At 71.7% G+C, this 20,802-nt stretch carries 14 protein-coding genes; 9 read left to right on the forward strand and 5 right to left on the reverse strand.

Features of this window, described 5'->3' with window-relative positions:
- The first annotated feature begins 105 nt into the window (after positions 1–105).
- Complete coding sequence (locus tag ACZ5CW_RS16465; RefSeq protein ID WP_468601728.1) at positions 106–1,515, forward strand: phytoene desaturase family protein; 1,410 nt, start codon at positions 106–108, stop codon at positions 1,513–1,515.
- On the forward strand, positions 1,512–2,021 hold the full coding sequence (locus ACZ5CW_RS16470) for an O-acetyl-ADP-ribose deacetylase (protein WP_468601730.1): 510 nt from the start codon (positions 1,512–1,514) through the stop codon (positions 2,019–2,021). Before ACZ5CW_RS16465 ends, ACZ5CW_RS16470 begins: the two co-directional genes overlap by 4 nt.
- A 45-nt stretch (positions 2,022–2,066) precedes the next feature.
- Here ACZ5CW_RS16470 and pdxR read toward each other — a convergent pair whose 3' ends face one another.
- From pdxR to ACZ5CW_RS16490, 4 genes are all read right to left on the reverse strand, one after another.
- Positions 2,067–3,557 (reverse strand): MocR-like pyridoxine biosynthesis transcription factor PdxR, encoded by a 1,491-nt coding sequence (gene pdxR, locus ACZ5CW_RS16475; RefSeq protein ID WP_468601732.1) that lies wholly within the window; start codon positions 3,555–3,557, stop codon positions 2,067–2,069.
- Positions 3,558–3,593: 36 nt separating this feature from the next.
- Positions 3,594–4,295, reverse strand: coding sequence for a B3/B4 domain-containing protein (locus tag ACZ5CW_RS16480; protein WP_468601734.1), 702 nt, complete (start codon positions 4,293–4,295; stop codon positions 3,594–3,596).
- Positions 4,296–4,554: 259 nt separating this feature from the next.
- On the reverse strand, positions 4,555–4,974 hold the full coding sequence (locus ACZ5CW_RS16485) for an antibiotic biosynthesis monooxygenase (protein WP_468601736.1): 420 nt from the start codon (positions 4,972–4,974) through the stop codon (positions 4,555–4,557).
- Complete coding sequence (locus ACZ5CW_RS16490; protein ID WP_468601738.1) at positions 4,971–5,108, reverse strand: hypothetical protein; 138 nt, start codon at positions 5,106–5,108, stop codon at positions 4,971–4,973. The genes ACZ5CW_RS16485 and ACZ5CW_RS16490 overlap by 4 nt, the downstream gene beginning before the upstream one ends.
- A 71-nt stretch (positions 5,109–5,179) precedes the next feature.
- Between ACZ5CW_RS16490 and ACZ5CW_RS16495 the strand changes: the two genes are divergently transcribed.
- From ACZ5CW_RS16495 to ACZ5CW_RS16520, 6 genes are all read left to right on the forward strand, one after another.
- Positions 5,180–5,707, forward strand: coding sequence for a (2Fe-2S)-binding protein (locus tag ACZ5CW_RS16495; protein ID WP_468601740.1), 528 nt, complete (start codon positions 5,180–5,182; stop codon positions 5,705–5,707).
- A 10-nt stretch (positions 5,708–5,717) separates the two neighbouring features.
- Positions 5,718–6,719 (forward strand): FAD binding domain-containing protein, encoded by a 1,002-nt coding sequence (locus ACZ5CW_RS16500; protein WP_468601742.1) that lies wholly within the window; start codon positions 5,718–5,720, stop codon positions 6,717–6,719.
- Positions 6,716–8,953, forward strand: coding sequence for a xanthine dehydrogenase family protein molybdopterin-binding subunit (locus ACZ5CW_RS16505; protein WP_468601744.1), 2,238 nt, complete (start codon positions 6,716–6,718; stop codon positions 8,951–8,953). Before ACZ5CW_RS16500 ends, ACZ5CW_RS16505 begins: the two co-directional genes overlap by 4 nt.
- 871 nt (positions 8,954–9,824) lie before the next feature.
- A complete protein-coding gene (locus tag ACZ5CW_RS16510) occupies positions 9,825–10,631 on the forward strand; it encodes a methylenetetrahydrofolate reductase (protein WP_468602066.1) in 807 nt (268 codons plus the stop codon).
- Positions 10,632–10,728: 97 nt separating this feature from the next.
- Positions 10,729–12,210, forward strand: a complete 1,482-nt coding sequence (locus ACZ5CW_RS16515) for an AlkA N-terminal domain-containing protein (RefSeq protein WP_468601746.1) — start codon at positions 10,729–10,731, stop codon at positions 12,208–12,210.
- A 12-nt stretch (positions 12,211–12,222) separates the two neighbouring features.
- Positions 12,223–12,714 (forward strand): methylated-DNA--[protein]-cysteine S-methyltransferase, encoded by a 492-nt coding sequence (locus ACZ5CW_RS16520; RefSeq protein WP_468601748.1) that lies wholly within the window; start codon positions 12,223–12,225, stop codon positions 12,712–12,714.
- Positions 12,715–12,763: 49 nt separating this feature from the next.
- On the opposite strand, the gene ACZ5CW_RS16525 is transcribed toward ACZ5CW_RS16520, so the two are convergent.
- Positions 12,764–14,035, reverse strand: a complete 1,272-nt coding sequence (locus ACZ5CW_RS16525) for a phospholipase D-like domain-containing protein (RefSeq protein ID WP_468601750.1) — start codon at positions 14,033–14,035, stop codon at positions 12,764–12,766.
- A 284-nt stretch (positions 14,036–14,319) separates the two neighbouring features.
- Between ACZ5CW_RS16525 and ACZ5CW_RS16530 the strand changes: the two genes are divergently transcribed.
- Positions 14,320–20,790 (forward strand): RHS repeat-associated core domain-containing protein, encoded by a 6,471-nt coding sequence (locus ACZ5CW_RS16530; RefSeq protein ID WP_468601751.1) that lies wholly within the window; start codon positions 14,320–14,322, stop codon positions 20,788–20,790.
- Positions 20,791–20,802: the final 12 nt, after the last annotated feature.

The following is a 20,802-nucleotide window of genomic DNA, read 5'->3' on the forward strand; positions in this document are numbered from 1 at the left end:
GCGGGGGTGCTCGCGCGGGCCACCCCGGCCCGGGCATGTCGGCCCCCCGGCATATCCTGATGTCGAGTGGCCATCGGCTGACGAAGGGGTCCGAAGGTGCCGTCGATGCTCGATGCGGTCGTGGTGGGTGCGGGACCGAACGGACTGACCGCTGCCGTGGAGCTGGCCCGCCGCGGTTTCTCCGTCGCCCTGTTCGAGGCACAGCCCACCCTGGGCGGCGGCGCCCGTACCGAGGAGCTGACCCTCCCCGGCTTCCGCCACGACCCCTGCTCGGCCGCCCACCCCCTCGGCATCAACTCGCCCGCGTTCCGTGCCCTGCCCCTCGACCGCTACGGCCTGGAATGGCTGCACGCCGACCTGCCGATGGCGCATCCCTTCCTCGACGGCAGCGCCGCCGTGCTGTCCCGGTCGGTCGCCGAGACCGCCGCCTCCTTCGGGGCCCGCGACGCGGGCGCCTACCGCAGACTGGTCGAGCCGTTCCTCGCCCACTGGGACACCCTCGTACGGGACTTCATGTCCCTGCCGCTGACCGCGCTCCCGCGCGATCCCGTCACCCTGGCCCGCTTCGGGCTGGCCGGCCTGCCCCCGTCCACCTGGCTGATGCGCCGCTTCAAGGACGAGCGCGCCAAGACCCTCTTCGCGGGCCTGGTCGCCCATGTGATGGCCCCGCTCGGCGGACTGGCCACCGGGGCCATCGGCCTGGTCTTCGCGCTGTCCGCCCACGCCCGCGGCTGGCCGGTGGCCCGCGGCGGCTCCCAGGCCCTCTCCGACGCCCTCGCCGCCTACCTGAAGGACCTCGGCGGCGCCGTACACACCGACTACGAGGTCAAGCGCCTGGACGACCTGCCGCCCGCGCGCGCGTACGTCTTCGACACCTCGCCCACGGCGCTCGCCCGCATCGCCGGCTTCGGCGACCACTACGCGAACTACCGGTACGGGCCCAGCGTCTTCAAGATCGACTACGCGCTGGACGGCCCGGTGCCCTGGACCGCACCGCAGGCCCGCGTCGCCGGAACCGTCCAGATCGGCGCGAGCAGCGCCGAGATCGGCACGGCCCTGCGTGCCGCCTCCCGCGAGGGCCGCGCCCCCGACCGGCCCTTCATGATCACCGTGCAGCCCAGCGTGGTCGACCCCACCCGTGCCCCCGAGGGCAAGCAGGTCTTCTGGGCGTACGGTCACGTCCCGAACGGCTGGTCCGGCGACCTCACTGACGCCATGGAACGCCAACTGGAGCGCTTCGCCCCCGGCTTCCGCGACCGCGTGCTCGCCCGCGCGGTCGCCGGCCCCGCCGAGATGGCCGCCCGCAACGCCAACTACGTCGGCGGCGACATCGCCTGCGGCGCGGCCTCCGGACTCCAGCTGCTGCTGCGCCCCAGACTGTCCCTGTTCCCGTACCACACCCCCCACCCGGCGGTGTTCATCTGCTCCTCGGCGACCCCGCCGGGACCGGGCGTGCACGGCATGTCGGGGCACAACGCGGCCAAGGCCGTATGGCGGAGGCTGAGACAGCAATGACCATCCTCACCCTCGTACAGGGCGACATCACCCGGCAGAGTGCCGACGCGATCGTCAACGCGGCCAACTCCTCCCTCCTCGGCGGCGGGGGAGTGGACGGCGCGATCCACCGGCGCGGCGGCCCCGCAGTCCTGGAGGAGTGCCGCGCGCTGCGCGCCTCCCGGTACGGCAAGGGCCTGCCCACCGGCCAGGCGGTCGCCACCACCGCGGGAGAACTGGACGCCCGGTGGGTCATCCACACGGTGGGCCCGGTCTGGTCCGCCACCGAGGACCGCTCCGACCTGCTCGCCTCCTGCTACCGCGAGTCCCTGCGCGTCGCCGACGAGCTGGGCGCCCGCACGGTCGCGTTCCCGGCCGTCTCCACCGGTGTGTACCGCTGGCCGATGGACGACGCGGCGCGCATCGCCGTGGCCACGGTCCGCGGCACGCCGACAGCCGTCGAGGAGGTGCGCTTCGTCCTCTTCGACGACCGGGCGTACGAGGCGTTCGCCCGGCAGGCCGGCTGACGGCAGGCGCAGGGAGCCTGTGCCGGGCCCGAGAACGCCGGCGGGTCAGCTCAGCTCGCGCAGCGTCCGGCCGAGCAGCGCCACGCCCTCGGCGACGACCCCCGGCGGGGTGGCCGCGTAACCGAGGACGAGGCCGGGACGGCCGGGCGACTGCCGGTGCCAGGACAGCGGTTGGCACTTCACACCGCGCGCGAGCGCGGCCGCGGCGACCTCGGTGTCGGGCACGTCCGCGGTGTAGGTGACCGTCAGATGCAGGCCGGCCGCGGCGCCGTGCACGACCCCGCCGGGCAGGTGCTCGGCGAGGGCGGCGATCATCGCGTCCCGGCGCCTGCGATGGCGGCCGCGCAACAGCCGTAGATGGCGCTCCAGTTCACCGGACTCCATGAGCCGGGCCAGCACCAGCTGGGGCAGCACCGCGTTGCCCAGGTCGTTGAAGCGTTTGGCGTCGATCAGCCCGGCGCGGTGGCGGGGCGGCGCCACCAGCCAGCCGATGCGCAGCGCCGGAGCGAGCAGCTTCGACACGCTGCCCATGTAGCACACCCGGTCGGCCAGCAGCGCGCGCAGCGCGGGCACCGGCGGCCGGTCGTAGCGGTGCTCGGCGTCGTAGTCGTCCTCCAGGATCAGTCCGCCCTCACGCGCCCAGCCCAGCAGCTCACGTCGGCGCTCGCCGCTGGTCACCACCCCGGTGGGGAACTGGTGGGCCGGGGTGAGGAGCACCGCTCGGGCTCCCGTGGCACGCAGCGCGTCCACCCGCACGCCGTCCTCGTCGACCGGCACCGGCGGGGTGGCGAGGCCCCCGTTGCGCAGGTGCTGGCGGGCCCCGAGCGAGCCGGGGTCCTCCACCGCCACACCGTCGACGCCGTCCGCCCGCAGCACCGGGTGCAGCAGCGTCAGCGCCTGCGCGGTGCCCGCGACGATCAGCACCTCGTCCGGCGCCACCCGTACGCCCCGCATCCGGGCGAGCCAGTCGGCGACGGCCCGCCGCAGCCGAGGGGCGCCGCGCGGATCGCCGTAGCCGAGATGGCCGGCCGACAGCTCGGCGAGGACGGCGCGTTCGGCGCGCAGCCAGGCCGCGCGCGGAAAGGTGGCGAGGTCGGGACGCCCGGGGGTGAAGTCGACGGCGGCGGGGGCGGCCCGCAGCGCGTCGAAGACGTCCACGCCCGGTGCGCCGGTGAACACCGTGCCGGGCGCGGCCGCGCAGTCGGGGGCCGCCGCCGGGGTCGCGAACGGTGCCGCGACCACCACCGTGCCACCGCGCCGCCGGCCCTCCACCTGGCCGTCCTCGGCGAGCCTCCGGTACGCCTCGGTCACCACCCCGCGCGAGACCCGCAGCTCCGCCGCCAGCACCCGGGTGGGCGGCAGCCGGCCGCCCACCGCCAGCCGGCCGTCGGCGATCGCCTGCCGCAGCCGGCCGGCCAGCCACTCCGCCTTCCCGCCGGCGGGCACGTCACCGACGGCCAGCTGCAGGAAGTCGGAACCGTGGTCCGGGAGTTCTCCCCTCGTCGGCACCGCCCGCCCCTCGTCCACCGGGCTCATGCTGTCACGTCCTGTCGCCGCCCCCACACGCCCGGCTCAGAGACCGAGGGCGAACTCCGGTGCGTCCGGCGTCAGCAGCCCCGTCGTGGTGACGGCGTCCCAGTGCGCCGCCACCTCCTCCTCGACCGCCTTCAGCAGCTCGGGCAGCATCTCGGCGCCGCCGTCGTGCATGGCCTCCGCCACCACCAGCACCCGGCCGGTCCGCTCGCCGACCGCCGAGTGACCGCTCTGCCGGTGCGTCCAGCGGCGGGCGTGCGCCCGTCCGGCGGAGTCCACGAAGGTCACCTCGCCGGGCACGGGACGCTCGACGCCGCCGCCGAACGTCGTGTACGTCTCGTCCCCGTGGGCCGGGCGCACCTCCAGCAGCGGCCCGGCGATGCGGTCGGCGTCGAGGACCGCCACCGGCACCGCGTACGCCACCGAAAGGGCGTTGCACAGGTCCACCAGCGGGTGGATGCGCGGCAGCGCCCCCTCTCTCCGCAGCCGCCGCAGCAGCGACTCCGACGCGCACCGGTACTGCGTCGGCTTCACTCCCATCCGGGTGAACGCCCGCCGCCACGCCAGTACTTCGGGGAACTCGCCCTCGGTGGCTTTGGCCAGCCGCGCCGCGGCCCGGGCGGTGTACGCGGCGGCGCGCGGCCCGGTGTCCGCCGAGGCGTCGATGCCGGTGGCGTACAGCGCGCCGGAGGACAGTTCGGGAAACGCGGCCCAGGTGGTCTCCGCATGCCGGAATCGCATGATCACGACACCGCCGCTCGCGCACCGGGGCCCACAGGTGCCGCGGTGCGGCGGCAAGGGACCGGCGGAACCGGGGTGACCAGCGGGAACGAGACGCTCAACAGGACCTCCTCGACGTTCGGGAACACCACCTTGCCGGGGCAGTGGTCCGGCAGCCAGGGCCAAACCGGGCCTGAGTGACCGGTCCATATCCCGCGGGGCCCTTGAACCGCTCCAGATCCCGCGGGGCCCTGCCCCGGCCGCGGGCCCTCGTCGTCCTTCAGCCCCTCGGGTAGAGCCAGCGCCGCAGGGCCCTGCTGAGCCAGGGCATGACCGCGTACGTCAGCACAGGCGCGAGGAAGACGGGGAACACCAGGGTCCGCAAGGGAAGCGGCCAGCCGTGGAAGTACTCGGCGACCAGCCCGTCGTACAGCAGGGCGAACGGGTAGACCGCGAGGATCGTGACGAGGGACATCTTCCAGCGCGCGGGCGGGTGCGCGGGGGCTCCGGGGACGCTGAACCAGGTCTCCAGGCCGGTGGTGGTCAGCTTCGGCCGCACGGAGCGGCCGATCGGTCCGACGCGGTCCTCCCACGCGGCTCGCCCCGGTGAGGCCAGCCAGCGGTCGAGGGCGGCGGTGTCCGCGAACCGGACGACCGCGTACCAGTTCCTGCTCTCGCCCTCGGGGCGCAGCCAGGTCACCCCCCGGTGAACGCGGCCGCCTCCGCCTCGATCCCGTGGGCCCAGCGCTCGAACTCGGCCTCCTTTCCGGGCCTCACCTCCCAGGTGAAGACCACGGTCACCGCCTCAGGGGCCTCCCGCGCGACGTCGCTCATACCGGAATCCTACGGTTGCAGCACATATGTGGCGGTACGAGGATGAAACTGTCGGTTGCTGGAGGTGACCCATGTCTGTACACGGCCCGGCCCTCACCGCACAGGGGCAGACACTGGAGGAACGAGGCCCAGGCCCGGTCAGGGTCACCTTGACGGTCAACGGAACCGAACACTCTGTGGAGATCGAGCCACGGGTCAGCCTGCTCGACGCACTGCGCGAACACCTCTTCCTCACCGGCGCGAAAAAGGGCTGCGACCAGGGCACGTGCGGCGCCTGCACCGTCTGGGTGGACGGCAGTCGTGTGCTGGCCTGTCTGACGCTCGCCCTGACCTGCGAGGGGCGCGAGGTGACCACCGTCGAGGGGCTCGCGGAGGGCGACGAACTGCACGCCATGCAGCGGGCGTTCATCGCCGAGGACGCCTTCCAGTGCGGCTACTGCACACCCGGCCAGATCATGTCGGCCGTGGCACTGCTCGAAGAGGGCCACGCGGACGACGACGCCGAGATCAAGGAATGGATGAGCGGCAACGTCTGCCGCTGCGCCGCCTACCCGAACATACGGGCCGCGATCCGCGCGGTCCGCGACAACGGATCCTAGGAGTCCTGCCGTGCGGCCGATCACCTACTCCCGGGCCACGGACACCGCCACCGCGGTCGCCGCCGTCAGCGCGGATCCCACCAGCGACTTCCTCGCGGGCGGCACCACCGAGATCGATCTGCTCCGCCAGAACGTCCTCCACCCGCGAAGGCTCGTCGACATCAACGGCCTTCCGCTGACGGGCATCGAGACGACCCGGGAGGGAGGGCTGCGCATCGGGGCCCTCGCCCGGATGAGCGAGGTCGCCGCGTCGCCCGTGGTGCGCGAGCGATTCCCGGTGATCTGCCAGGCGCTGGAACTGGGCGCCTCGGCACAGTTGCGGCACATGGCGTCCATGGGCGGCAACCTGCTGCAACGGGTGCGGTGTTCGTACTACCGGGACGCGGTGTCACCCTGCAACAAGCGCGATCCGGGCTCCGGCTGCTCGGCCGTCGAGGGGTTCAGCCGCGGCCACGCCGTCCTCGGGACCAGTGAGCACTGCATCGCGACCCACCCCTCGGACGTGGCCGTGGCGCTGATGGCCCTCGACGCCCGGGTGCACACGCTGGGCCCCCGGGGCGAGCGGGCCTACGCGTTCGACGACTTCTTCCTGCTGCCCGGAGACTCCCCGCACCGCGAGCACCCCATGGAACACGGCGAACTGATCACCGCGATCGAGGTGCCCGCCATGCCACTGGCCCGCCACTCGCTCTACCTCAAGACGCGGGACCGCGAGAGCTACGAGTTCGCGCTGGCCTCGGTGGCGGCCGCGGTCTCCGTCGTGGACGGCACCGTCGCGGACATCCGCGTGGCACTCGGAGGAGTGGCCACGAAACCCTGGCGGGCCCGGCGGGTCGAGGACTTCATGATCGGGGCCCCGGCGAACCGGGTCAACTTCGAGCAGGCGGCCCGGGTGGAACTGGCGGCCGCCCGGCCGACCCGCATGAACGCCTTCAAGGTCGAACTCGTCCAGCGCGCCGTCGTGCGCGCCCTGGAAACCCTCGTCAGCGACGGCAGCGGGAGCCCGGCATGACGACCGCGACGGCAATCGGACAGCCTCTCGACCGCGTCGACGGCCGCGCCAAGGTCACCGGCGCCGCCCGCTACTCCGCCGAGATACCGGTCCCCGGCACGGCCTACGCCTGCCTGGTCGGGTCCCGGGTCGCGAGCGGTCGCGTCACCGGGATCGACACGGCCACCGCACGGGAGGAGGCGGGCGTGCTCGCCGTCCTCACCCACCAGAACCTGCCGAGGATCGCCGAGCAGCCACCGCTGATCCCCTCGCTGGCCGGCACCGCGGCACCCGGGCAGACCTTCTTCCCCATGCAGGACGACGTGATCCACTACGCGGGCCAGCACATCGCGATCGTCGTGGCCGACACCTGGGAGCGGGCCCAGCACGCGGCGAGCGTGCTGCGCGTCCACTACGCGGAGGAGCCCCCGCTCACCACCCTGGACCAGGGCCGCGACCGGGCGTACGTGCCCGATCGCATCTTCGGCGGCTGGCTGCCGGGCCGGGTCCGGCGCGGGGACGTCGACGCGGGCCTCGCCGAAGCGGACGCCCGGGTGGAGACGACCCTGACGTACGCCGCGAACAACCACAACCCCCTTGAGGCTTCGAGCACCACCGCCGCATGGGACGGCGACGAACTGGTGCTCCACGACTCGACCCAGGGGGTCAACGCCACGCAGATCACCGTGGCCCGGCTGCTCGGTCTCCCGCTGTCGAAGGTCCGGGTCATCAGCCACTTCGTAGGGGGCAGCTTCGGCTCCAAGGCCATGATCCACAGCCATGCGGCGCTGGCCGCGATGGCCGCGCGGGAGGTCGGCAGGCCCGTCAAACTGGTGCTGACCCGCGAGCAGATGTTCACGTCGGTCGGGCACCGCGAGGAGCAGGAGCAGACCATCGTGGTGGGCGCGACACGGGACGGCCGGCTGACCGGGATCAGGCATCACAAACTGTCGCCCACCTCGCACTTCGACGACTGGGCCGAGCCCTCGATCGGTGTCTCCTCGGAGATCTACGCCTGCCCGAACTTCGAGGGGATCTACCGCGTCTTCCGGGCCAACACGATGACACCCACGTTCATGCGCGCGCCCGGCGAGGCGAGCGGCATGCTCGCGCTCGAGTGCGCGATGGACGAACTGGCCGGTGAACTCGCTCTGGACCCGCTCGAGTTGAGGCTGCGCAACGTCACGGACGTGAGCCCCTCGTCCGGCCTGCCGTGGTCCAGCAGCGGACTTCGGGAGTGCTACCGGCGCGGTGCCGCGCGCTTCGGCTGGGCGGACCGTGATCCTCGGCCGGGCCTGCGGCGCGACGGGAACTGGCTGATCGGCACGGGCATGGCCAGCGCCGGTTACCCGGTCGCCCCGCCCGCCAACCCGCAGCGCGCGCGTGCCCGCGTCTACGCCGACGGCACCGCCGTCGTCCAGGCCGCCACTCCCGACTTCGGCACAGGTGTCGCCACGGTCATGACCCAGGTCGCCGCCGACGCCCTCGGCATGCCGGTGGACCGCTGCCGGTTCGAGGACGGCGACACGGACCTGCCGAACATCGCGGCCGCGGTGGGCTCCGCGGGCGCGGGCATGATCAGCGCCGCCGTGCACAGTGCCGGGACCGCTCTGCGCAACCAGCTGATCGGCCGGTCCGTCGCGGACGCGCACTCCCCGCTGCACGGCGCCGACCCGATCGACGTGGTCGTGCGGGACGGGGTGATGACCGCCGGGACCGCCTCGGACTCGTACGCAGATCTGCTGCAGCGCAACTTCCAGCCCGACGCCGAGGCGTCCGGCGCCTGGACTCCGCCGGGCCCGGGCCCGGACGCGGAGTTCGCGATGATGACCTTCGGGGCGCAGTTCGCCGAGGTGGCCGTGGACCCGGAGCTGGGGCTGGTCCGGGTGCGGCGCATGACCGGGGCCTTCGCTCCCGGCCGGGTGCTCAACCCCAAGACGGCCCGGAGCCAGCTGATGGGCGGCATGCTCTGGGGCCTGGGACAGGCACTGCTGGAGGCCAACCACACCCATCCGCGCACCGGGCACTGGGCGAGCGCGAGCCTCGGGGAGTACCTGGTCCCGGTCAACGCCGACGCCCCCGACGTCGACGTGGAACTGGTCGAGGTCGAGGACGACGTCGTGAACCCGCTGGGCGTCAAGGGGGTCGGCGAGATCGGCCAGGTAGGTGCCGCCGCCGCCATCGCGAACGCAGTCCACCACGCCACCGGCCGCCGTGTCCGCAAGATACCGATCACCATCGAGGACCTGCTGTGAGGGTGGCCCCTCGGCAGGCGCGCGGGCGGGTGGTTCCGGGTGCGGGGGTGCGAGCCGAGTCCCGGGCGGAGGCGTACGGGCCGGTAGCCGCCGAATATAGGTGCGCGGTTCGGTGGTCTCTGGCGGAGGCGTGCGGGCTGGTGGTCTCCGGCCGTGGGCATGCGAGGCGGCATTCGCGGGCCTAGGTATGCGGGTCGGTGATCGCCGGGCGTGGGTGCGTGGGTCGGTGGTCTCGGGTGCGGGGGTGCGGGCCATGTCCCCGGGCGGAGGCGTGCGGGCTGGTGGTCTCCGGCCGTGGGCATGCGAGGCGGTATTCGCGGGCCTGGGTGCGCGGGTCGGTGATCGCCGGGCGTGGGTGCGTGGGTCGGTGGTCTCGGGTGCGGGGGTGCGGGCCATGTCCCCGGGCGGAGGCGCGTGAGCCGGCGATGCTCGGGCGGAGGCATCCGGGTCGGTGGTCCCCGGGTGTGGGCGCGTGGGTCGGCTGCTCCCGGTCGCAGGCACGCAGGTCGGCGTCGGCTTTCGGTGGGGGCGCGTCGTGTCGCGTCCGGGTGGGCCGGCACGTGTCACGCGGCCCCGGCGTAGGGCGGCGCTTTCGGTGCCGCTCACCGACGGCGACGGTGCGATCGCGGAGCTGTGCGGGGCGGGCGCCGTGCGGCCCCTGGCCCGAGGCGGCGGAGGTCCGCGTGGCATCATCGGCCGAGGTCAGGACCGCCGCCGTACGAGGAGCACGATGAACCCCGCTCTCACCGCCCCGCCCGACGGGGGCGTCCCCGGCCAGAACGGAGCCGAGAGCCCGAGGCGGGTCACCGGCCTGCCGGACGACCTCTCGCAGCGGGACGGCCTCTCCCTGCTGGACGACTTCTCCCTGGAGATGACCGGCAAGGACGTGCCCCGGCTGGAGGAGGCCCGCGACGGCATCCCGCCCGGCACCCGGATCAACATCACCTTCCTCGCCGGCGAGGACCTCGGCACGCGGCTCACGGCGGCACGCGCGGTCAAACGGCTCGGCTTCGTCCCCGTACCGCACATCTCCGCGCGCCGCCTGCCCTCCCGCTCCGCGCTGGAGGAGTTCCTGTCCGGGCTGGCGGCGGACGGCACCGCCGAGAACGTCTTCGTCGTCGGCGGCGACCCCGCCCGCCCCGAGGGCCCGTACGAGGACTCCCTCGCCCTCCTGCGCACCGGTCTGCTACGGCGCCACGGCGTCCGCCACATCGGCATCAGCGGCTACCCGGAGGGCCACCCGGCGATAACCGGCCCCGCACTGTGGTCGGCGCTCACCGACAAGGCGGCGGCCATCGCCGCCGACCGGTTCGGCGGCGACGTCATCACCCAGTTCGGCTTCGACGTCGACCCGGTGCTCACCTGGCTGGAGGCCGTCCGCGACCGCGGCGTCCACCTGCCGGTCCGCATCGGCGTCCCCGGTCCGGCGGGCGTGCGCCGGCTGCTCGGCTACGCCACCCGGTTCGGCGTCGCCACCAGCGCCTCCGTCGCCCGCAAGTACGGCTTCTCGCTGACCAACCTGATGGGGACGACCGGCCCGGACCGCTTCCTGCGCACTCTGGCCCACCGGTACGACCCCGCGCGGCACGGCCAGGTGAAGGTGCACTTCTACACCTTCGGCGGGCTGCGGACCACCGCCGAGTGGGTCGCCCGGTTCCGCCAGGAGAACCGGCCCTGAGCGGCCGCGACGGAGCAGGGGCCCGCCCCTGGTCACGCCCACGTAGGTGTCGGATTTCCGCCAGCGACCGGGCCCGGCGGTGGTCGATGCTGGACGCATGCAGACAGGGATGCACTTCGACCGGGAGCACTGCGTGCGCGCTGTGCAGTCCAAGGACGCGCGGTTCGACGGGTGGTTCTTCACGGCGGTCCTGACCACCCGGATCTACTGCCGGCCCAGCTGCCCGGGGGTGCCGCCCAAGCCCGAGAACATGACGTTCTACCCGAGTGCCGCCGCCTGCCAGCAGGCCGGCTTCCGGGCCTGCAAGCGCTGCCGCCCCGACACCAGCCCCGGCTCCCCGGAGTGGAACCAGCGCGCCGACCTGGTAGCCCGCGCCATGCGGCTCATCGCCGACGGCGTCGTGGACCGCGAGGGCGTGCCCGGACTCGCCACCCGCCTCGGCTACAGCACCCGGCAGGTGGAGCGGCAGCTCCTCGCCGAGCTGGGCGCGGGACCGCTCGCGCTCGCCCGCGCCCAGCGCGCCCAGACCGCGCGCCTGCTCATCGAGACCACCCCGCTGCCCATGGCGGAGATCGCCTTCGCGGCCGGTTTCTCCTCCATCCGCACTTTCAACGACACCGTCCGCGAGGTCTTCGCCCTGTCCCCGAGCGAGCTGCGCGCCCGCGTCCCCGGCAGCCGCGCCCCGGCCGCCCCGGGCACCCTCGCCCTGCGCCTGCCGTTCCGCGCCCCGCTCAACCCCGACAACCTCTTCGGCCACCTCGCCGCCACGGCCGTACCCGGCGTGGAGGAGTGGCGCGACGGCGCCTACCGGCGCACGCTCCGGCTGCCCTACGGGCACGGCATCGTCGCCCTCACCCCTCGGCACGACCACATCGCGTGCCGTCTCACCCTCAGCGACCTGCGTGACCTGACCGTGGCCATCAGCCGCTGCCGCCGCATGCTCGACCTGGACGCCGACCCGGTCGCCGTCGACGGCCGGCTGCGCACCGACCCGCTGCTCGCGCCCCTGGTCGACCGGGCCCCGGGCCGCCGGGTGCCCCGTACGGTCGACGAGGCCGAGTTCGCCGTCCGTGCCGTCCTCGGCCAGCAGGTGTCCACGGCCGCCGCCCGCACCCACGCGGCCCGCCTGGTCACCGCCCACGGCAAGCCCCTCGACGACCCCGAGGGCGGGCTCACCCACCTCTTCCCGTCACCCGAGGCGCTGGCCGCCGTGGACCCCGAGACCCTGGCCATGCCCCGCACCCGGCGCACGACCCTCACCACCCTCGTCCGGCACCTCGCCGACGGCACCCTGCACCTGGGCGTCGAGTCGGACTGGGCGGAGGCCCGTACCCGGCTGCTCGCGCTGCCCGGCTTCGGACCCTGGACGGTCGACGTCATCGCCATGCGCGCCCTCGGCGACCCCGACGCCTTCCTCCCCACCGACCTCGGAATCCGCCGCGCGGCAGGGGAGTTGGGCCTGCCGGCCACCCCGGCCGCGCTCACCGCGCGCGCCGAGGCCTGGCGGCCCTGGCGGGCGTACGCGGTGCAGTACCTGTGGGCGACCGACAGCCACCCGATCAACTTCCTCCCCGTCTGAGAGGGCCCAGCAGTGAAACGCCACACCGTGATCGACAGCCCGTACGGCCCGCTCACCCTCGTCGCCGATGAGGACGGCGCCCTGTGCGGCCTGTACATGGTCGGCCAGCGGCACCGTCCGCCCGCGGAGAACTTCGGTCCGAACGAGGACGGACTGCGCTGCTTCGCCGAGGCAAAGGAGCAGCTGACGGCGTACTTCTCGGGCGAGCTGACGGAGTTCACCGTCGGACTCGTCCTGCGCGGGACGCCGTTCCAGCGCCTCGTCTGGGAGCAGCTCACCCGCATCCCCTACGGCCAGACCCGCACCTACGGCGAACTCGCCGACGCCCTCGGCAACCGCGGGGCCTCGCGTGCGGTCGGCCTCGCCAACGGCCGCAACCCCGTCGGCATCATCGTCCCCTGCCACCGGGTGATCGGCTCTGACGGCAGCCTCACCGGCTACGGCGGCGGACTCGACCGCAAGCGGCGACTGCTCGACTTCGAGCGGGGAACGGCCCTCTTCTGACGCACCCGGAGCCCGGCGGAACAGGACTCCGCCGGGCTCCCCGTGACGCTCAGTCGGACGTCTTGGTGACGCCCTTGCAGGCGTCGGTGCCGTCGGCGGTGCCGGGGACCGCGGCGGCCTTCACCGCGTTGAAGTTGGTGACGTAGGCGTCGTGGTACGCCGAGTTGTCCACCTTGAGCAGCGCCTCGTCGTTCTCCCGGAGCGAGGGGCCGGAGTAGTTGTGGCTCCCGGTCCACAGCACCTTGTTGACCGCTCCGTCGTACATGCCGTCGATCAGCAGGTACTTGGAGTGGATGACCGAGTTGGTGGTGGCGGGGTCACCGTCCTCGTCCCAGTTGTAGCAGCGGACGGCGGGACCGCCGGAGGCGTGCAGCGCCTCCCAGGTGCCCGGCGTGCCGGTGCCCGCGGCGCTGTCGGTCTCGGCGTACACGACGTCGACGGAGCAGCCGGCCTTCTGCAGAGCCGTCAGCTTCTCGGCGACGCCCTGCCGGGTGAGCCGGAGCACGGCGACGCGGACCTTGGTCTGCTTGGCGACGCCGCCCGAGGTGTACTTGCAGGTCACGTTGTCGAGGATGTTCCAGATGGTGTCCTGGGTGTTCCCCGAGCCCGGGTAGGGGAAGAAGTACACCTTGAACGGGCTCGAAGTGGTCGAGGTGTAGGCCCAGTTCTGCCAGTCCATCGCCTTCAGCTTGGCGAAGTAGTTCGTGTACGCCGTGTACATCGGCACGTTGAACGGCAGCACGAACGCGTTGTTCCACATGCGGCTGTACGCCGAGGGGGACATGTTCGAGGAACTCTGCACCACGAGGTCGGAGGCCCCGTCGACCTGGGAGAACAGCCAGAACTTGTTGTGGTTCAGGCCGTTGCTGGGCAGGACGTCGGGATCGCCGAGGCAGGACTGCTTGGCCGGGCAGGTGCCGACGAAGGACCCCTGGGACCGGTCGGTGCCCAGCGCGGTCGTGAGGATGCCGTACGAGGCGTCCGTGGCCGACGTCGAACTCGAGTAGTCCAGCATCACCTGGACGTTGACGCCGCGGACGGTGTGCGCGTCGGCGAGGGCCTGGGCCACCTCCTCGTCCCACAGGTGGTACATCGCCACCTTGATGTCGGACCCGGGCGCCGCGGTGTCGACGAACGTCAGCAACTGCGTGCGGATCGCCTGCTGCTCGGCCACGGTGCCGGTGGGCTTGTTGAAGACCGGGCCCTCGGCCACGGCGGCCGCGGCCTCGGGGGCGGTGCCCAACTGGAGCCCGGCGGCGAGCAGGACGGCACTGAGCACAGCGGCGATCCTCGACGCCCCGAAACGGGATGCGCGTCGCATCGAATTTCCCTCCCCAGGTGGACCGATGGCCCTGACCTGGGCGTACGTCCACTGTTGCGATTCCTCACAGGTGACGGGCACGGATCTTGTCAGAAGTTCCACGATTGCGACAGTGCCCGGAACTTGACCCTCCCTTGAACTGGACAGGACATTCCCATGACGCTTAGGGTCCGTGCCGCTGTCGCAATCGGTGTACAGCGAACACACAGCCGGGCACAGCAGCCGCCAGCGGGCGCGAGTGGCCGACGTGCGTCGGCTCTCCGAAGAAAGCTGAGCTGAACTCTGTGAGACGATTGCGCTCGCGCGGCATGGCCGCGCTGGTCGGCAACGGGCTGATGGCCGGTCTGCTGTCCGCACTGGTGCTCGCACCGGTGACGACGGCGGTCGCGCTGCCCAAGGGTGACGAACCGAGTGTGCGGGCGAGGGCGTTGGACGCGCCGGTTCCGCAAGCCACCGAGCCGACCCTGAAGAAGGCGCCCAAGGCGTCCTGGCCCGAGCCCGTGAAGGCCACGCTGGACCTTCGGGCAGGGAGCGGGCCGGCCAAGGCGTCCGTGGTGACCGTACGGCCGGCGGCCGCGAAGGCCGCGAAGGCCGCCGCGAAGCCGACGGGCCGTGCCCCGGCCAAGGTCGAACTGCAGGTACTGGACCGCAAGAAGGCCGAGGCGGCCGGCGGCCTCGGCCTCGCGGTGCGGGTGGCCCGCAAGGACGGCGGCGCCACGACGGGCGCGGTCGACGTGTCCATCGACTACTCGGGCTTCGCCCACGCCTACGGCGGTGACTTCGCGAACCGGCTGCGGATGGTCAAGCTGCCGGCCTGCGCCGCGACCACCCCCGAGGCCAAGGCGTGCCAGAAGGCGCAGTACGTCCCGGCACACAACGACAGCGGCCGGCAGACCCTGACCGCGACGGTCCAGGCGGCTCCGCAGACCCAGCAGATGTCCGGCATGTATGCCGTGTCCGATCCGGCCGTGTACACGCTGACCTCGGGCTCCTCGTCCGACAAGGGCGACTACCGCGCGAGCACCCTGTCGCCCACCGGCAAGTGGGACGTCTCGCTCGGCTCCGGCGCCTTCACCTACTCGGTGCCGATCGAGATACCCGACCCCCCGATGGGCCAGGCCCCCGAGGTCTCCCTCAACTACAACTCCCAGGCCATCGACGGCCGTACGTCGGCCTCGAACAACCAGGCCTCCTGGGTCGGCATGGGCTGGGACCTCGACGTCGGCTACATCGAGCGGCGCTACAAGAACTGCACCCAGGACGGCCACCCGACCTTCGGCGACCTGTGCTGGGACTCCCCGAACTCCGGCGCCGACCCCAACGGCGCCAACTACGTCATCAACCTCGGCGGCACCACCTCGGAGCTGGTCCAGGACAACACCGGCACCGGCTCCTTCCACCTGAAGGACGACGAGGGCTGGCGGGTCCAGAAGCTCAACGGCGGCTACGGCAGCGACAACACCGACGAGTTCTGGGTCATCACCCACCAGGACGGCACGCGCTACTACTTCGGCTGGGGCCGCACCGAGCGCCTCAACTCCCAGAGCGAGCACGAGAAGACGAACTCCGTCCTGACCGTGCCCGTGGTAGGTGACGACGAGGGCGAGCCGTGCCATGCCTCGTACCCGAGCCCGTGCAAGCAGGCCTACCGGTGGAACCTCGACCGTGTGGTGACGCCGAACGAGGTGGAGAACTCCTACTTCTACAAGAGGGAGACGAACTTCTACCGGTCGGTGGCGGCGGCCGACAAGGCCCGCTCGTACGACTCCGCCTCCTACCTCGAGCGCATCGACTACGGCTGGTCCTCCCAGATCCCGGGCGCACAGCTGCCCGGGCAGGTCGACTTCCAGCACGTCAACCGGTGCGTCGAGCGGATGAGTGAGCAGGACCCGCTGGACAACGTCACCCCGGACTGCCCGACGATCGACGCCAAGCCGTCGTCGTACCCGGACGTGCCCGTCGACCTGATCTGCGACGGCCCGGAGGACGGGGAGAGCTGCACGGGCAAGACGTACTTCCCCACGTTCTTCCAGCGCGGCATGCTGTGGGACATCCTGGTCAAGGTCCGCGACACCAACGCCGCCGACTGGGACACCGTGCGGCAGTACCAGATGAAGTACGCGCTGATGGACCCGTCCGGAGCGGTCGGCGACCAGCTGTGGCTCGACTACATCCAGCGCCGCGGCTACGCGGGCGACGACATCACCCTGCCGACGCTGAACTTCAACGGGGAGTGGCAGGACAACAAGGTCGGCGACGGCGAGCTGAACTTCCGCCGCGTGAACAAGGTGTTCACCGACACCGGTGCGGTGATCAGCGCCACCTACGGGCACGCCACGGACGACGGCGGCGCGATCGACCGCCAGTGCGACGCGAACAACCTGCCGTCCCAGTCGGACAACCACTACGAGTGCTTCTGGCAGAAGTGGACCCCCGAGGGTTCGGAGACCGAGAAGTCCGGCTGGTTCAAGAAGTTCGTCGTGACCAGGATGGTCGTCGACCCGGGCGACCTGGCCGACGGCGACCCCTCGATGACCACGACCTACGAGTACGACGGTGCTCCGGGGTGGCGCTTCACGGCCGACCCGATCGGCAAGGACGAGGACGAGTCCTGGTCGGAGTGGCGTGGCTACGGCAAGGTGCTGGTGACCACGGGCGCCGGCGGCAACAAGCACTCCACGTACTACTGGCTGTACCGGGGCCTCGACGGGGACCGGACGTCCAAGACGGACCCGGCGCAGACCCGGACGGTGAAGATCGCCGACTCCGACGGCAAGGAGTGGACGGACTCGCCGTGGCTCGCGGGCAGAACGCTGGAGACGTCGAGCCGCGACCACGAGGACAAGGCGCAGTCCCGCCAGTGGCACGAGTACTGGACGCACAACACCGCGCAGTACACGGGCCTTCCGGACGCGCGGTTCGTCCGCGAGGACCGGACCCGGAGCCTGGAGAAGCTGGCGACGTCCTCCGACGACCCGGCCACCTGGCGTGAGCACATCGTCGAGAACGAGTACGACGACAACGAGGCGGCCTCGACCACGTTCGGCCTGCCGATGCGGATCGACGACTGGGGTGCGACAGGCGTCTCCGACAACACCTGCACCGAGTACGGCCGCACCTACAACACCGACACCCTCGACGGGACCGGCACCAAGCGCTGGATGGTGTACCAGGACGACGAACGGCACTACAGCGTCTCCTGCACCACCCAGGCGGAGGACCAGGCGGCCGGGCAGGACACCCTGCACCAGGACAAGCGGACCGTCACGTTCTACGACCACGCGGCCTCGTTCACCGAGAACGACACGAATCTGACCGACGGCAACGCCACGGAGGTGCGCGTCTACACCGACGCCGCCACCTACCGTGCCGCGAAGAGCGACTACGACGACGCCGGACGCCGGATCAAGGCGTGGGACGGCAAGAACAACCTGACCACGACGGCCTACAACCCGCCGACGTCCTGGCCGCTCGACGGCATCACCACGACGACTCCGGACCCGGACGGCACCACCGGCCCGGGCACGGCGATGACGAACACGGAGTACGACTCCCGGTTCTTCGGCCGCCCCTGGAAGACCGTGGACGCCAACGGCAACACCACCCATGTCGTCTACGACGCCGTGGGCCGTCTCGCCCAGGTCTTCAAGCCGACCGAGTCCGCGAACTACCCCGACGGCAACCCCTCGATGAAGTTCGCCTACGACGTCCCGGTCGCCGCCTCCGAGACGGGCGTGCCCGACGTGGCCACCGGTGCCGACATGAGGACCACCACCGAGACCCTCCAGAAGGGCGCGACCTACGCCAAGTCGGTCGTCTACAGCGACGGGCTCGGCCGGGAGCGCGAGAAGCAGGAGCCGTCGGCCACGGGCACGGGCCGCACCGTGACCGTGACCCGCTACGACTCCTCGGGCAACGTGGCCGGCACCTCGGCGCCGTTCTACAACTCCGGGGCGACCGGCTCGGGCCCGGTGAACGCGGCCGTCGCCGACCTGTCGTCGTACACCGACGCGGAGGTCGACTGGGCCGGACGCACCACCCTGAGCCAGATCCAGGTCAACGGTGTGGTCCAGCCGGTCAACAAGACCGTCACCCGCTACGGCGGCGCCGACCTGACGACGGTCTTCCCGCCCACCGGAGGCCCCGTCGACACCTACACGGACGTCTACGGCCGGACCGAGAAGGTGGTCGAGCACATCGGCGCCGAGTCGTACACCACCTCGTACGAGTACACGCGCAGCGGCAAACTGAAGTACATCCACGACTCGCGCGGCAACACCACCCACTACACCTACAACTGGGCGGGCGACCGGCTCACCACCGAGGACCCCGACGCCGGCGCGAGTTCGACGACGTACGACGCCAACGGCCAGGTGCTGACCACCAAGGACGCCAACAACACCGTCCTCACGTACGAGTACGACAACCTGATGCGGTCCACGAAGACCAAGCAGGGCACCACCGTGCTCACCAGCCGGACGTACGACTCCGCCACCGGCGGCAAGGGCCTGCCGGCCGCGTCCACCACCTACTCCGGCGGGCAGGCCTACACCGCCAAGGTGAACACCTACGACGCCGGCGGACGCCCGACGTCGAAGACGGTCACCGTGCCGGACGACGGCGCCGGTCTCGCGGGCTCGTACACCTTCGGGTACGGCTACGACTCCGTCGACCACGTCACCTCGGTGAACTACCCGGCGATCGGCGGCCTGCCCCAGGAGACCGTCACCACGGACTACACCACACAGGGCAGGCTCTCCAAGGTCTCCAGCGCCCTGACCACCTATCTGTCCGGGACCGGCTATGACGGCCTGGGCCGGCTCACCTCGCGTGGCTTCGGCACCACGGGCACGGGCACGTCCCTCACCCGGACCTTCGCCTACGACGACGCCAACGGCACCGGCTGGCTGAAGAACATCGTCACCACCACCGTGAAGGACGGCACCGGCACCAAGGTCCAGGACGACACCTACACCCGGGACGACGCCGGCGCGGTCACCGCACTGCGTGCCTCGGTCGACAACCAGCAGGAGTGCTACCGCTACGACGACCTGAACCGGCTCACGGACGCCTGGACCACCGCGGCGACGACCTGCGGCAGCACACCGCAGTCCGACTTCGCGGGACCGGCGCCGTACCAGACGAAGTACGCCTACGACCGGATGGGCAACATCCAGGCCGTCGTCGACACCACCCAGAGCGGATCGGTGAAGAAGGACTACGCCTACGCCGGTTACAGCGCCGACGAGTCCACCTACACCCCGGACCAGCCGCACCCGCACGCCGTCGCCTCGGTGACCTCGCCCTCGGGCACGGACACCTACGGCTACGACGCCGCGGGCCAGCTGAAGAGCCGCACCCTCGGCGGGGTCGCCTCCACCCTCGCCTGGACCCCGGAGCGCCGGCTGGCCTCCATCACCCAGAAGAAGACCGGCGGCGACGAGACCACCCGGTACGTCTACGACGCGGACGGCGACGTCCTCCTGCGCACCTCGAAGCAGGAGAACGTCCTCTACCTGGACGGCCACGAGCTGCACAAGTCGGGCACCGCGGCGGCCAAGGCGACCCGCTACTACAGCGCGGGTGACGCCAGTCTCGCCATGCGCACCGCGGACGGCTCCGCAAACGGCGTGCTGACCTGGCTGCTCGGCGACGGGCAGGCCTCCACCCAGCTCGCCGTGAGTGTGGCCGGGGTCGTCACCCGGCGCCGGTACACGCCGTTCGGGGCGCAGCGCGGGGCCACCGGTCTGGCCGGCGGCAGCGACCGTGGCTTCCTCGGCAAGGCCGAGGACGACTCGACGGGCTTCTCGCTGCTGGGCGCGCGTGTCTACGATCCCCAGCTGGGGCGGTTCCTGTCCACGGACCCGATGCAGTCGCCGTACGAACCGCAGAAGCTCAGCTCCTACAGCTACTCCGCGAACGATCCCGTCAACTACAGCGACCCCACCGGCCTCGACCGGGCCTGCCGCTGCGGACACCGTCCGCCGCTGGTGGTGAACGGCAAGCCGAGCGGCCAGCACACGAGCGGCGGCATCCCCAACACCCCGCGCGGCCCGGCGACGGCCCCCGCACCCGGGTGCGACCAGGCCTGCCAGAACGCGCTCAACGCCCTCGTGAACACACAGAAGGGACTGAACAAGAGGCTGGCCATCGAGCTGCGCAACTACGTGTACGTCCTCGGCGGCAACATGAAGCCGTGCATCGAGGGAGCCGAAGTCAGCTCCGGTGTCGCCGCCGGCTGCGCCGACCTGCAGGGCCAGACCTCGGACGTCGTCTGGCAGGACGTGCTGCAGCGGTGGCTCGACGGCAAGGGCGGCGCCCTCACCTTCGGTGCGGGAGCCAAGATCACACAGCAGCTGGCGACCGGCCCGCACAACCGGGAACTGCTGAAGTACCTGACCAGGTCCGTCGACGCGGACTGGGACCTGCCGCCGTCCATGCTCGGTGGTGACGCTTCGTATAGTGACCCCAAGACCAACATCTTCAAGGACCTCTGGGGGATGAAGACGGACGGTCAGGGGGGCACCGGGACACCCGACGCCTTCCTCGGGTCCTACAACGAGGTCTTCCAGGTGGTGAACATCAACAAGAAGAAGCGGGAGTTCACCGTAGCTGTCGCGGCCTTCAACAACACGGGCACCAAGTCCCTGTTCCACCTCCCGGACTGGACGGGAATCGGCATGGAGCGAGGCCAGGGCCACCAGATGGCCAGTGTGCACCAGACCTACTACTACACGATGACCATCCGTGAATAAGGAGAACCGAGA

This window comes from Streptomyces sp. NPDC031379, from assembly GCF_055569615.1.

Coding starts and splice junctions, on each gene's coding strand:
- ACZ5CW_RS16490 (WP_468601738.1), bottom strand. CDS start 5,108: ATGAGCGACGTCGCGCGGGAGGCCCCTGAGGCGGTGACCGTGGTCTTC.
- ACZ5CW_RS16470 (WP_468601730.1), top strand. CDS start 1,512: ATGACCATCCTCACCCTCGTACAGGGCGACATCACCCGGCAGAGTGCC.
- ACZ5CW_RS16465 (WP_468601728.1), top strand. CDS start 106: ATGCTCGATGCGGTCGTGGTGGGTGCGGGACCGAACGGACTGACCGCT.
- ACZ5CW_RS16525 (WP_468601750.1), bottom strand. CDS start 14,035: ATGCGACGCGCATCCCGTTTCGGGGCGTCGAGGATCGCCGCTGTGCTC.
- ACZ5CW_RS16505 (WP_468601744.1), top strand. CDS start 6,716: ATGACGACCGCGACGGCAATCGGACAGCCTCTCGACCGCGTCGACGGC.
- ACZ5CW_RS16495 (WP_468601740.1), top strand. CDS start 5,180: ATGTCTGTACACGGCCCGGCCCTCACCGCACAGGGGCAGACACTGGAG.
- pdxR (WP_468601732.1), bottom strand. CDS start 3,557: ATGAGCCCGGTGGACGAGGGGCGGGCGGTGCCGACGAGGGGAGAACTC.
- ACZ5CW_RS16515 (WP_468601746.1), top strand. CDS start 10,729: ATGCAGACAGGGATGCACTTCGACCGGGAGCACTGCGTGCGCGCTGTG.
- ACZ5CW_RS16480 (WP_468601734.1), bottom strand. CDS start 4,295: ATGCGATTCCGGCATGCGGAGACCACCTGGGCCGCGTTTCCCGAACTG.
- ACZ5CW_RS16510 (WP_468602066.1), top strand. CDS start 9,825: ATGACCGGCAAGGACGTGCCCCGGCTGGAGGAGGCCCGCGACGGCATC.